This window comes from Flagellimonas oceani (assembly GCF_011068285.1).
Classification (GTDB): domain Bacteria; phylum Bacteroidota; class Bacteroidia; order Flavobacteriales; family Flavobacteriaceae; genus Flagellimonas; species Flagellimonas oceani.
This window is the reverse complement of the sequence record NZ_CP049616.1, coordinates 1921658-1935298: the sequence shown is the minus strand read 5'-3', so window position 1 is coordinate 1935298 and position 13641 is coordinate 1921658. Positions and strand designations below refer to the sequence as shown.

Genomic DNA, 13641 nt, shown 5'->3' with positions numbered 1-13641 from the left:
ACGGGGCATCCGTAAATTCATGCCCCAAATTTTGTGAAGTATTGCCTTACTTACCACTTGTCCGTTCATTTTAAAGTGCAGCGGCAACAAAACTATATGAAAACCAACCTACTTACAATTTCACTGTTATGGTGCTGTGTCTCCTTGTGGGCAACAACCGCGCCGATCGATTCGGTTACCAAAGGTAAACCTACGCACCCCTTGCGGAATATAGGTCATGGCCAAACCGATACCACAGATTTAAAACAAAACAATATAGCAGGTTTGCTGCAACGATGGCAAAAGCAGAAGTCCCAAAAGCAAGTGTCCAAAACTAAATTCAGGAGCTTTTCCGAGCTGGAATCCCCCAATATGGACATTCATTCTGGACTGTGGGACAATGTGGCCGAATTTTCGCCCGATTATGTGGCACAACAGTTCAATATTGAGCCCGAGACCCAAAAAATATTGAATGATGCCCAAAAGGTTTTCCAAATTATTGAGGATGAACAACGCTTTATACAAATTATAGGAGGGGAACAGGCTGTTGAGCTGCCCGTGGGAATACGGCAGAATATTTCCCCCGATTCCGAGGATTCCTCCAACAAATCCAATTCATACATCACCTTGGGCATCTTCCGTATGGAATACCACCCCACCTACACAGAGGTTGACCTGTTTGCCAAAGTGGAACTGGGCGAGTTGAACACAGAACTTATGTTCAGTGCCACCAATGTAAGGATTTCCAAAAATGGAGGTATTTATGAGGAGGCAAGCCTTAATCTATTGATCGATGTTCCCGTTGGTATGGGCGGAGGGCAATGGCTGCTTACCTTTTTGGGAGGTATTGACCCAAGCGGGGAAGCGAATGGACAAACCTTTATCACCATCAACTGCGAGGGAAAGATCAGGGAGCTTTCCATAAGTGCCGATGTACGTATCGCCAAAACCGTGGCCATTCCAATTACAGAAAACGGTAAAATCAAGTATCCGGACAAAACGGAGCCAGGCAGTGGAGAAAAAGCGGTGGGGAACGATAGCTATGTGGGAGCCAACTTTTCTATGCACACCACCAACATACACGATTTGCTCATTCAGCTCGACCTGCCACCCTTCGAGCTCAGGGCTTTGCCCAAATGGGGCTTTAAAATGCAGAACACGGTGCTGGATCTGAGCGATACCGCCAATTCCGCAAGTATGGACTTTCCTCAAATGTACACGGCACAGAATCTATTGGTGCCGGGCAATGAAAATCTGTGGCGAGGCTTTTTTGCGGAAGAAGTGAAAGTATATCTCCCCGAAGAATTTGGTAAAAGAAATTCCGATGAACGCGTAAGCATAGGTGCACAAAATTTATTGTTGGACAATTTTGGGGTGTCCGGCGATTTTTTTGCTACCAACATTATCGGTATCGATGAGGGAAATGCGAATAAATGGCAGTTCTCTCTGGACTCTTTGGGAGTAGATATTAAAGTGAACCGGTTTATGAAAGCCGGTTTTAGCGGAAGAATCGTCTTGCCCATAAGCGATTCGGAAAGTTCTGGTGGACAATTGGGTTACTCTGGAGTCATTTCTTCCAATCAGGATTATTTTGTCAAGGTTAAGGTGGAAGAAGACGTTCCCTTCAATATTTTCAGTTCAAAAGCAAGAATCTTTAAGGAGTCTTACATCAATTTAGAGGTGGAGGACAAGAAGTTTTATCCAGAGGCCAATCTTTCCGGGATAATGGCATTCGACCCAGAACAAAATGCCCAAGTATCAGGTTCGGATGAAGAATTACTGACATTTTCAGGGCTTAAATTCCAAGATCTACATATTCAGACCAAAGAGCGACCCTATTTGTCCATTGGATATGCTGGCTATTTGGATACCATCGCTCCTCCCGAAATTGCAGGATTTGAACTGGGAGTTTATGATGTTTCCATGGAAACCATCGGTAATGATGAGGCAAGGCTGTCCATGAACAGTTATATCAATTTGGATGAATCTGGAATACATGGGGATGTAAGGGTCCATATTTTTGGCAAATTGGAGGACGGTGATTATTTAAAATGGAAATACCATACCACCGAAGTTAGTGAGGTACAAGTGGATGTTACCCGAAAAGGATTTGAATTCAGTGGTCGATTGGCATTTTTTAGGGAGAATGCAGTCTATGGAAAAGGTTTTGCCGGAGAGCTGGATCTGTATTCCGAAAGTCTCGGTATTGAAATAGGGGCACAAGGCTTGTTCGGAAATACAGGGGAGTACCGCTATTGGTATGTGGATGCCCATGGAAGGCCAACGGGCTCCGACAACCCAAATTTTACGATCTATGATATTGGCGGTGGGGTGTACCACCACATGCGAAAATCTGGCCTAAACGATGCTGCTGGCTCCATGTCGGGAATATATTATGCTCCAGATGAAAATATTGGTCTTGGATTTAAGGCCCTTGCAGCATTTGAGGTGAAAAAAGGAGCGGCTTTTACAGGGCTGGTCGCTATAGAAATGAGTTTTAACTCGGCCACCAACGGAGGAGGGCTAAGTAGATTGGGATTCTATGGGGCAGCTGCTTTGATACAGGGAGGGGGGCAATCAAGAGACCCCTTCGGTTCGGTTGGTGATATGCAGCAACAAGTATCCGACAAAGAGGCATCGCTGTCAAATTTCCACGAGCTGTCCATAGACCGTGAAGGCATTCAATACTTTGTAGATCATGTTTTCCCCGAAGTGCTTACAGGAGAGGAACTTTTTGCCGCCCAGGTCGCTATAGATTTTGATTTTGAGAACCGTACCTATTGGGGCATGTTCGATGTTTTCCTGAATGCCGGGCCTATAAAGGGGGCAGGGGAAAAGAATCGTTTAGGCTATTTGGAGTTCTACAATGCTCCAGAGGATTGGTACATTTATGTGGGAACGCCTTACAAACGTTTTGGATTGCAGGGCATTCCCATTGGCCCGCTTACGGCAAAAGTAGACCTGTACTTTATGACGGGAACCATTCTTCCAGACCCAGCAAGGCCGCCACAAAATGTCATCGATATTCTAAATCTTAAAGGGGATGAACTTCTATTTGGACGAAACTTCGACCAAAATTTGACGGAAGGTGCAGGATATGCGTTCGGCGCATCCTTCTCCGTGGGCAAAGAAATTGACTGGGGAATCGTTTATGCCAGTGTACGGGCAGGAGTAGGTTTTGATTTGATGCTCCGTGATTTTGGCGATGCCCATTGTTTGGGAAAATCTGGACCGCTAGGTATGGATGGATGGTACGCCACCGGTCAATTATATGCATATCTACAAGGGGAAATTGGGGCACAGGTCAAGTTGTTCGGCATGCGTAAGCGTGTTCCGATTTTAAAAGCAGGACTTGCCGTTTTGGCACAGGCCCAATTGCCCAACCCTTGGTTTATAAGAGGGTATGCAGGCATCGATGTAAAGGTTTTGGGGGTAGTAAGTATTCGGACCCGATTAAAAGTGACCATTGGTGAAGAGTGTGAGATCGTGGGCAAGTCTGGAATTCAAGATATAGTAATGATTTCGGATGTCATGCCAGGTGACGGTTATAGGGATGTCGACGTTTTCGATGCTGTCCAAGTGGCCTTTAATGCGCCAATGGAGAGTGAACTTCGTATACAGGATGATGAGGGGTGGAAAACCTACAGGGTACATTTGGATGATTTTATCATTACCAACCAAGGAAACCCCATCGAGGGAGCGTACGAGTTTAATCAAGAACAGGATCTTTTGGTATTCAAATCATTCGAGATCCTTCCTCCTGAGGAAGAAATATATGTGAAGGTCAAAGTTGGTTTTCAGCAAAAAATAGGGAACAGTTGGATAATGGTAAGGGAGGATGGAAAACCCATAATCGAGGAAAAAGAAGTCACCTTTACCACAGGTACCGCGCCAACCTATATTCCAAGAAAAAATATAAAATACATGTATCCTGTTGTGGACCAGAAATATATGTTGCCCAAGGAGAGCAATCAGGGCTACGTTCAATTGCATTCCGGACAAGAATATCTTTTTGGGAATGGGTACAAGGATGAATTATACTTTTTGGATGAATCGGGGAACAAGATCAAAGCTGATTTTCAATATATAGCTTCCCAAAAACGACTGAATTTTTCAATCCCCAACCTAAAGAATGAAACAACCTATACCTATGCATTGATCACTTTGAATCCGAGTGATGTGGAGGAATCCTTGGTAATGACGCAAGAGGAATTCAGCCAAGTTTCGGAGGATTTGGAAATCTCGACCAATAGTATAGTTGGCAGCGCTAAAAGCGGGGCTTTTATTTCCCGATTGAACTTTTCATTTACAACAAGCCGCCATGATACGTTCAAGGAAAAAATGAATGCAATGAAGGTCAAAAATACCATTACCTATCTGGATGGCTACCAAGATTCAGACGCCATATCCAATGTGGCTAGAATGTCGTTGATCATGGAGGAGTATGAGCCTTTCAGTATCGAAGAACTTGTGGGAACTGTCTATACTCAAAACACAGCTTTGATAAAATTCGATGCAGTCTTGGATGATGAATATTACAAAAAGGACATTTATTCTTTGGTCTATGCAGAGTATCCTTTGGATGGAGATTTAAGGGTGCAAAGGAACACAGCGGTCTTGGGTATTCCACCAAAGAAATCGATTCAAATCAGTTCTAATTATGTGAACTACCAGCAAACTGATGATGGAAACAACTTTTTAAATACGTATTTCCCTTATCGTTGGCATCTGCCCATTACCTATTATTCCGATTTTAAGGATTTACAATATCAAGTATCCAACCGGTATTTGGTGGACGATGTAAATAATCAGGTCAAACTTCAAAAATACGAGCACATCATGTGGGGCAGGTTTCCATTTATAAGACAAGAAAAATATCGGGTTCGATTTAGTTATGTTTTACCGAACAAAAGTTCTGGAAATTCACAAACCATTATTTATAAAAACTCGCTCTAAAAAAGATGGATAAAAAAAGAGCATACGGATTCTGGTTTTTTATTCTCTTCGTTTTTTTTGGATGGACCCAGGACGAAACTTTGGATACCATACAAGCTCCCAAAATAGTTGTAAAAGGTTTCGCCAAAAAGGAAGCTATATATCTACGTTGGGCTGTTAACGACAAATGGGCCTGGAAGTATGGAAATGAATATGGGTACCATGTGGAAAGAGTAACCATTTTCAGGGATGGCAGTCCTTTGGAACAACCAGAAAAAATACTGTTGTCAGGTAGACCCGTTAAGCCCAAACCATTATCGGAGTGGGAATCCCTTATCAAAGATAATGATATGGCCGCAGTAGCGGCCCAAGCAATTTATGGGGAAAGTTTTTCGGTAAATGATGAGAATGAAAGCTTATTCATGAGGGTGGTGAACGAAAGTGGTGAGTTGGAACAGCGTTTTGGGTTTTCCATGTTTGCCATTGATCAAGATTTTGTTGCGGCACAATATGCAGGTCTTGGTTATATGGACAATGACGTGAAACAAGGGGAAAGATATTTGTACAATATAAGACCGGCAACTCCTCCAGAAATCCTAAAAATTGATGAATACGGAATTTTAATAGCGCCTACAGCGCAATTCAGCTTACCCAAGCCTTATGATTTTGCAGGGTATTATTACAACAATGCCTTTGTACTGATTTGGGAATACGATGGATTACTGGATTTTTATACCACCTATGACCTGGAAAAATCGGAGGATGGCACAACATTTAAGAAGATAAACGATGTGCCCATTACCAAATTGGCCGTTACCGATGTATCGGGAATATCGTTTACGGATAGTATTCCGGAATATGGAAAAAAGTACTGGTATCGTGTAAGGGGAAGAACTTTTTTTGATGAAGTGGGGCCACCTTCCGATACCACATCCATTATTGCTTTTAAAGAACTGTTGGCAGTGCCCCAATTCACTAAAAACAAAATTCTTTCAGAAAAAGAAGTCGGGCTGCAATGGGATTTTCCAAAAGATGAGGCATGGAAGCTGACAAATTTTGATGTGCTTCGAGCGTCCAAGGCCATAGGTCCCTACAAGGAAGTGGCCACGGCGCTGGACAAGCAAATAAGAAGCTTTCAATACAATGGACTGGAAACCATCAATTATTTTAAGGTCAGGGCACACGGAATAGCTGGAGATCATCAAGACTCTTCGCCCGCCATGATTCAGCCTGTGGATTCCATTCCCCCCGATAAGCCTGTTGGACTTCAGGGTACAATGGATACGCTCGGGGTGGTGCAATTATCTTGGCACCCCAATACCGAAATGGATTTAAAGGGGTACACGGTACTTCGAGCCGACCGCGACAACCAAGAATTCACCCGATTGACCAAAAGAGAGATTTTTGAAACTAATTTTAAGGATACCATCAACATAAAAAGCTTTACCAACAAGGTATATTATCAAGTCATCGCCTCGGATTTACGTTATAACGAATCCCAACCCTCGGATACTTTGGTACTGGAACGTCCCAGTCGTGTGCCACCGACAAGCCCTGTTTTTACGGAATATGAACTCTTGGGGGATACCGTTCTGTTAAGATGGACAAGAAGTTCTTCGGATAGACTCGCTAAGCAAATTATTTATAGAAGAGACCCTTCGTTGACCAATGGTTTATGGGAAAATATTTTTGAAACCAAGGATCTGTCCTTGACGACATTCAAGGATGTCAAGATCGGACCCAATACCAGATACAGCTACACCATAACGTCGATGAACACTGCTGGACTGGAAAGCAAACCATCTCCTGTGGTAACCATTACAACGCCGCAAGCGTTGTTAAAGCCGAACATTAAGGGATTTTATGCCATGGTGGACCGGGAAAGCAAGCATGTTACCTTGACATGGCGCTATAATCAACCTAACGTACTGGAAATACAATTGTTCAAAAAGGAGAATGAAGGAGCTTACAGTTTATACAAAATTTTTGAACCGTCCACGGGCCAATTTTTGGACACAAACCTTATCCCAAATTCCAATTATGGATATGGCATAAAAGCGGTTTTTACTGATGGCAGCACAAGCCAGTGGGAGGAAATTGACATAAAATATTAGAATAATGAAGAATACAATTTGGTTTCTGTTATTGGTTTTTGCTTTCACTCCGTTTTTCACAATTGCCCAAAATAAATATAAGGTTGAATTTGTAGGCACGGATAATGGAAAATGCTCACCTAGGAGTTATGGTATATATATGGATTTAGAAAATTTCAATGAAGATAACTTGAATACAGCATATCAACTGTTCTGGGTTAATAGAACAGACGTTCATAATAAATCCATTGATAAGATAGTCACAAGTGGAAATGAATATGGGTATGTAAGAAAAAAACTTGCAAATGGGGATCCAAACCCCTCTTGCCCTTTAGCTTATTCAGAAAATGAATATACCTTTTTAGGATGTATAAATAATGGTTGGGGTTATGGTCAGGCAACTCCTGAGTTTGATGTTGAATATTTTAATGTATATAAAATTGTTAATTTAAAGAATATAAATGATTTAACAGAAATGGGTCTTTGCGAATCTCAGCCCATTCGAATTGCAAATATCAACAATGGATGTTATACCAATTATTCCTTATCCATAATTATTAACAATAATGAACAAGTGCTCTTGCCTTATGGAAAGCATTCCAACCCATATATGTTCAAACCCTCAGAGATAGATGGAGTCCAAGAAGGTGAAGTGGTGTATTTAAAAGTATACCACAACGAAGAGGGAACTGTTTCAAGTTTATTGAATATAGATATTAACCCTTGCGTCCCCGTTTTAGACCCAGATGTCCAGAACAATTTGGTTGGAGAAGATGTGACTTGTCCAGGAGGGGAGGATGGAGGAATAATTGCGACTTTTGATAGCCCTTTAAAAGATGATGAGTCAATGGTTTTGGTATTTAAGATAGGGGATGCGGAAAAACATATGTCACCTCCACTTCTCAAGTCTGATTTTGAGGGGAATATATTAAATTACACAAGTAATGAGCTAGGGGCAGGAGATTATACAATGCATTGGAATGTTAAAGTGGGCAACAACTTTATCGTTGGAGGGCAAGAGCCAGTAACTATCGGAGAACCCGATCTCTTCAATATTGAACTAGACGACATTATTAATGCTACCTGCCAAGGCGGTAACGATGGCGAAATTACCATAACACCTTCGGGAGGCTCCCCACCCTATACGTTTAATTGGAAAAGAGACGAAAATGATTTCGTCTTGCCCCAAGGTTCCACCGACACCCATTTGGTCAACCTACCGGAAGGGACATATAGCTTAACCTTGACCGATAGCCACAATTGTAATTATGAGTCCCAAGTATTTATGGTTGATGCAGATAACGCAAGTCCCCAACTCGATTCCCATCTGCAAACACAACCGGGCACATACCCAAATTTCCTGCCCACAGGATCCATCGTAATTCAAAACATTATCGGGGGTAGTGGAAATTATCTTCTCCACTGGGAAAAGGATGGTGTTGAATTCCAACCACAAAATCCCTACAATTTAAGTCAATTGGAATCAGGAAGCTACGTTCTGACCATTGAAGATGCTGATACAGGATGCTCAACTGAAGTGGAACCACCATTTGAGATTATAGAGTTGGACCCATTGACCGTTGAAATAACCGAAACTATCGGGATAACCTGTGAAGGAGACCAGGGAACCCTTAAAGCACAGGGAGTAGGGGGGACAAACTCTTATTCTTATGAATGGTCCACAGGGGAAACCACGCAATCCATACATGTGGGGCAGGGCGAATATACTGTTACGGTAACGGATACCGGTGAAAATATAGCCCAGGAAATATATCAATTTGATTACGCCAATCCCTTGCTTACCGTTGAGGTCAACACCACCAATGTGCTTTGCAAAGATGAGGCCACAGGAGCCATCGAACTTGATGTTTCAGGAGGCACCGGAGGCCCCTATACCATTGGCTGGTTGGACACACAAGAAGATAGCTCCGTACGAACAAATTTGGAAGCCGGAGAGTATATTTATTTCGTTTCGGACGGGGAATGTCAGGTTACCAATGACAACGAACCCATCGTCATCGAAGAACCCGAAGGCTTTTTTACCGTTGAAAATATTTCCCAGACACCTGTTAGTTTAAATGGGGAAAGTGATGGAAGCTTTGAGGTTTTATTGGAAAACGGACAGCCTCCATATATCTTTAGTTGGACCAAGGACGACCAACCTTACCAACCCACGGTCGAATCCTCAGAAACGAATTTGGTAGGTTTGGAAGCAGGGACTTATCAGGTAATCGTGTTAGATGCAAAAGGATGCCAAGCCACACTCGATGTCCCCATAGAGATCAACGAACCGGACCCCTTGGCCATCATTCAATTGAATACAATGGATGTAAGCTGTAAAGGCTCATTTACAGGTTCGATCACTGCTGAGGTAACAGGAATCCCCCCTTTTGCCTACACATGGAAAAAACAAGGTGATATCAGTTTTTCAGCGCCCGACCAAAAAACCATCTCAGGACTTTCCAGCGGCACATACATATTGTCTGCTTCCGACAACTCCATTGTTCCAACAGTGACCGAAGTGGTTGTAATTCATGAACCAGTCGCAGAATTAACGGCGACAGCAATGCCCAATCTTACCGAATGTTTCTTGGGAAATGAAGGTGAAATCCAAATCATCGCTTCGGGTGGTGTAGCCCCATACCAATACTCGAACAATTCAGGTCTAAGTTTTCAAGAACAGCCAATTTTTGACGAATTGGAGTCGGGAGTATATGAGGTTATCGTACGGGATGCCAATCAATGTGAATATCAAACCTCGGTTATACTTGGGCAACCCGACCAAACCAATGCGGAATTTGCATTGTCCACACAAGTATTGACAGGCGAAACCGTTTTGGCGGTAGACCTTAGCTATCCAATTCCCGACACGTTGGAGTGGGTGGTTCCGGAGGAGGCCATTGTATTGAGCAAAAATTCAGACGAATTGGAAATGGTCTTTAATCAACCTGGCGAATATGAAGTGGGTGTTTTGGCGTACCGCGGAGATTGCCTGTCAACAGAAACGAAAAAAATACTCGTTTTGGAGAGCGATGGAATATCTGAAGAGGTACAGGAAAACGACACAGGTAAAAAAATACAACACTTTATTCTTTATCCCAATCCAACAACGGGGAACTTCAATGTGGGGGTACAGTTAGGTGCCCCTAGCAATATCAGTTTAAAAATATTTGGTTTGGCCAGCAATAATCTTATCCGTCAGGAACAAGCATTTGGCAGCGAAACGTATGATATACCAATGGATATATCAGGTTTGCCATCAGGTTTGTATGTAGTTGTTTTGGAGACTCAGTTCGGTATTTCAATTCAAAAGTTGATACTTAACTAAAACGGCTTAGAATAAAAAACCCCGGGCAATTTGCTCGGGTTTTTTTATAAAATCATTTAAAAGCTGAGTTACTGCTGTTGTTCCAAAGCCGCTTTTAACCGCCCCTGTAGTTCCGTATCGCTTTGCAATGCCATGGCAATGGTTTGGTACCTTTCCATACTCAGACCCTCATTGCTGATAATTTCTTCGATTTGCTGGGTGAAGCCTACCTGCATCTGCTGTATCTCGTTCATTAATTTGCCAAATCGTTCCTTTTCCTCGTCACTGGCATCTACCGTTTTTTCGGGAGAAGCGGCAGCTTGGTACATTTCGTTGAATCGGTTGGCCTCAAAACCACTTTCCTCAACGGTTTTCATTACTTTTTGCTGCGCTTCCATATTCACTTTTTGGATGTCTTGGAAAGCGGAAGCTATCTTGTTCAGTTCTGTATCGCTGACCTCTACCTGCTCTTGGGCGTTTATTTGGGAAAAAGCTGCCGCGCCAATGGTTGCCATACAGACCATGAACGTTTTCATTGATTTCAAAAATGTCATTTTATCTTCTTTTTAATACATGTTAATTTCCGAAACTACAATATTTAAAGAGGCTTGCCAAACATTCAAGGTTAAGGTAAACTTAAAGCGAATACCTCTGATCAATGGATTTGACGGTTTTCTTGGCCTAAAAACGAAGGGGTTCTGACTTACCTTTTATATTTTTGCAGCATGAAGTACAGACGACTGACAAAGGAGCAATTAGAGGAGCTCCATCCGGAATTCATCAACTTTTTGGCCACCCAGTCCATTACTGCGGAGGAGTGGGATACCCTTAAAAAGGAAAAACCAGAGTTGGCCGAGGAGGAAATCGATGTTTTTAGCGATTTGATATGGGAAGGTGTCCTGAACAAGGTGGAGTATCTTGAAAATGTTTCCGAAAGGCATATGCACCTGTTCCATTTAACGGATAAGGAAATGAAGTTGCTTTCCGTTAAAATCCTAAACCCGGAAATTGACCTAAGGACCGAGGTTGGTTTTGGCTGGTTCAAACGTAATTACCAGTCCGATTTTGTAGAATACCTTACGGCTTCCAAGGCGTATGGTGAGGATAAAAATGTGGACAAGTTCGAAATCATCAAGCAAGGGGCCGTTATCACCAAAGGTGAGCTGTATCAATGGTTTGAACAGATTGTGGAATAATCAGATCTCGGACATCAGATGTCAGACTTCAAATATTGGGTTCAAGAAAGAATAAACCTGCTTGTCCGTTCGAGCGCAGTCGAGAACCTATCAAAAGAAGAATCTGGTTAAGCCTTTACTCATTTGACCTTGACCCTTTAATCAAAACTGTATATTTACATAGGAATTTTAATACCACATGGCACAAAAACCATCCATAGCTAAAGGAACCCGCGATTTTTCACCGGCAGAGGTGGCCAAGCGCAACTATATCATCCAAACCATTAAAAAACACTTTGAAACCTATGGTTTCCAACCGATAGAGACGCCATCTTTCGAGAATTCCGAGACCTTGATGGGCAAATATGGGGATGAAGGCGACCGCTTGATTTTTAAAATTTTGAATTCAGGGGATTTTATTTCCAAAGTGGATGATGTGACCTACAGCTCTAAAAATTCTGCTTCGCTGACCCCTAAAATCTCCGAAAAGGCGTTGCGCTACGACCTTACAGTACCTTTCGCCCGTTATGTGGTGATGCACCAGAACGAGATTGATTTTCCGTTCAAACGGTATCAAATTCAGCCCGTATGGCGTGCCGACCGTCCCCAAAAAGGGCGTTTTCGCGAGTTTTACCAATGCGATGCCGATGTGGTGGGAGCGGATTCCTTGCTTCAAGAAGTGGAATTTGTACAATTGTACGATGCCGTTTTTACCGATTTGGGCCTGACAGGCGCCACCATCAAAATCAATAACCGAAAAGTACTTTCAGGAATTGCCGAAGTGATTGGGGCCAAACATTTGTTGGTCGATTTTACCGTCGCTCTGGACAAATTGGACAAGATAGGAGAGGAGAAGGTCAAGGCTGAAATGATGGAAAAAGGCATTTCCGAAGCAGCCATAGCCAAAGCCCAGCCTTTGTTTGATATGGTAGGAACCGCTTCCGAGCAGTTGGAAAAGCTAAAAACCATTCTTGCCGACTCCGAAGTGGGAATGTTGGGAGTTTCCGAATTGGAAGAGATTATTTCCACGGTGGATATGGTCGGACTCCAATCGGCAAGACTTCAATTGGATGTGACCCTTGCCCGTGGTCTTAATTATTACACAGGCGCAATTTTTGAAGTAGCTGCACCCGAGGGGGTAAAAATGGGTTCCATTGGTGGCGGCGGTCGGTATGATGATCTTACCGGCATTTTTGGACTCAAGGATGTGAGCGGGGTCGGTATTTCCTTCGGATTGGACCGTATTTACCTGGTTTTGGAAGAATTGAACCTGTTCCCGGATAGTTTGGATTCCTCCTTGGACGTGCTTTGCCTGAATTTTGGAAAGCGAGAAGGAATGGCAGCCTTAAAATTGGTCTCTGGACTGCGAAAACAAGGATTGCGTGCCGATTTATACCCTACGGATACAAAAGTGCAGAAACAGTTCAAGTATGCCGATAAGAGGGGAGTTCCGTATGTGATTCTTTTGGGAGAGCAAGAGTTGACGGATGGCAAATTTGTGGTCAAGAACATGAAAACCGGCGACCAAAAGGAGTATGCTCTCGATGCGCTCCGGGAATTTGCGGAAAAAGTCACGTCCGACTTTTAATTGCTTTGATAATGGTTTTGTAATAGGTGGGTCCGTGAGGTACGTATTTGCCCACACTGGCGAGGCCCCAGGTTTCTTCGGCAAACTTAAAAAGTGGAACAAGCGCCAAATCATCAACCTCACTTTCTTGTTTGTTGAGTTGGTTCAAGGGAACGGTTAATTGGCACAAAAAAATGTGGTGTAGTTCGGCATCGGTAAAGTCTTCGGATATTTTATGAATGGCCTTGAAGGTGCACAGCAGCTCCAAATCGGATTCCGATACCGTAAGTCCAACCTCTTCCGCTACTTCCCTAACGGCAGCGTTAACAATATTTTCTCCCGCCGAAACATGCCCTGCCACCGAGACATCCCAAAGTGAGGGATGCGTGGCCTTGTTTTTGCTCCTTTGTTGTATTAAAACCCGGCCATCGGGAGTATACAACCATACATGAACCGTTGGGTGCAACAGGCCTTTTTGGTGTGCTTCCGATTTTAAACAAGATTGCCCTGTCGGTTTTCCTTGGTCGTCCAAAATGTCAACTAGCTCATCCATATCACATAAAGATAAAAAAAAGTCACCCCGAA

The 13641-nt window shown here is 43.1% G+C and carries 7 protein-coding genes; 5 read left to right on the top strand and 2 right to left on the bottom strand.

Annotated elements, in window-relative coordinates:
* Positions 1 to 96 precede the first annotated feature (96 nt).
* From GVT53_RS08950 to GVT53_RS08940, 3 genes are all read left to right on the top strand, one after another.
* Positions 97 to 4935: a hypothetical protein gene (locus tag GVT53_RS08950; RefSeq protein ID WP_166248334.1), complete on the top strand. Its 4839-nt coding sequence runs from the start codon at positions 97 to 99 to the stop codon at positions 4933 to 4935.
* 5 nt (positions 4936 to 4940) lie between these two features.
* On the top strand, positions 4941 to 7028 hold the full coding sequence (locus GVT53_RS08945) for a fibronectin type III domain-containing protein (protein WP_166248333.1): 2088 nt from the start codon (positions 4941 to 4943) through the stop codon (positions 7026 to 7028).
* A 589-nt stretch (positions 7029 to 7617) separates the two neighbouring features.
* On the top strand, positions 7618 to 10335 hold the full coding sequence (locus tag GVT53_RS08940) for a T9SS type A sorting domain-containing protein (protein ID WP_166248332.1): 2718 nt from the start codon (positions 7618 to 7620) through the stop codon (positions 10333 to 10335).
* 68 nt (positions 10336 to 10403) lie between these two features.
* Here the strand turns inward: GVT53_RS08940 and GVT53_RS08935 are convergent, their stop codons facing one another.
* A complete protein-coding gene (locus GVT53_RS08935; RefSeq protein WP_166248331.1) occupies positions 10404 to 10868 on the bottom strand; it encodes a DUF4168 domain-containing protein in 465 nt (154 codons plus the stop codon).
* Positions 10869 to 11039: 171 nt separating this feature from the next.
* Here GVT53_RS08935 and GVT53_RS08930 point away from each other — a divergent pair, with 171 nt between their 5' ends.
* Complete coding sequence (locus tag GVT53_RS08930) at positions 11040 to 11510, top strand: DUF6495 family protein (protein WP_166248330.1); 471 nt, start codon at positions 11040 to 11042, stop codon at positions 11508 to 11510.
* Positions 11511 to 11688: 178 nt separating this feature from the next.
* Positions 11689 to 13077 (top strand): histidine--tRNA ligase, encoded by a 1389-nt coding sequence (gene hisS / locus GVT53_RS08925; RefSeq protein WP_166248329.1) that lies wholly within the window; start codon positions 11689 to 11691, stop codon positions 13075 to 13077.
* Here hisS and GVT53_RS08920 read toward each other — a convergent pair.
* Positions 13061 to 13609 (bottom strand): NUDIX hydrolase, encoded by a 549-nt coding sequence (locus tag GVT53_RS08920; RefSeq protein ID WP_166248328.1) that lies wholly within the window; start codon positions 13607 to 13609, stop codon positions 13061 to 13063. The genes hisS and GVT53_RS08920 overlap by 17 nt on opposite strands.
* Positions 13610 to 13641: the final 32 nt, after the last annotated feature.

Bases quoted from the DNA above. Each gene is read 5' to 3' on its own strand.
- GVT53_RS08940 (WP_166248332.1), top strand. From the start codon at position 7,618: ATGTTCAAACCCTCAGAGATAGATGGAGTCCAAGAAGGTGAAGTGGTG.
- hisS (WP_166248329.1), top strand. From the start codon at position 11,689: ATGGCACAAAAACCATCCATAGCTAAAGGAACCCGCGATTTTTCACCG.
- GVT53_RS08945 (WP_166248333.1), top strand. From the start codon at position 4,941: ATGGATAAAAAAAGAGCATACGGATTCTGGTTTTTTATTCTCTTCGTT.
- GVT53_RS08935 (WP_166248331.1), bottom strand. From the start codon at position 10,868: ATGACATTTTTGAAATCAATGAAAACGTTCATGGTCTGTATGGCAACC.
- GVT53_RS08950 (WP_166248334.1), top strand. From the start codon at position 97: ATGAAAACCAACCTACTTACAATTTCACTGTTATGGTGCTGTGTCTCC.
- GVT53_RS08930 (WP_166248330.1), top strand. From the start codon at position 11,040: ATGAAGTACAGACGACTGACAAAGGAGCAATTAGAGGAGCTCCATCCG.
- GVT53_RS08920 (WP_166248328.1), bottom strand. From the start codon at position 13,609: ATGGATGAGCTAGTTGACATTTTGGACGACCAAGGAAAACCGACAGGG.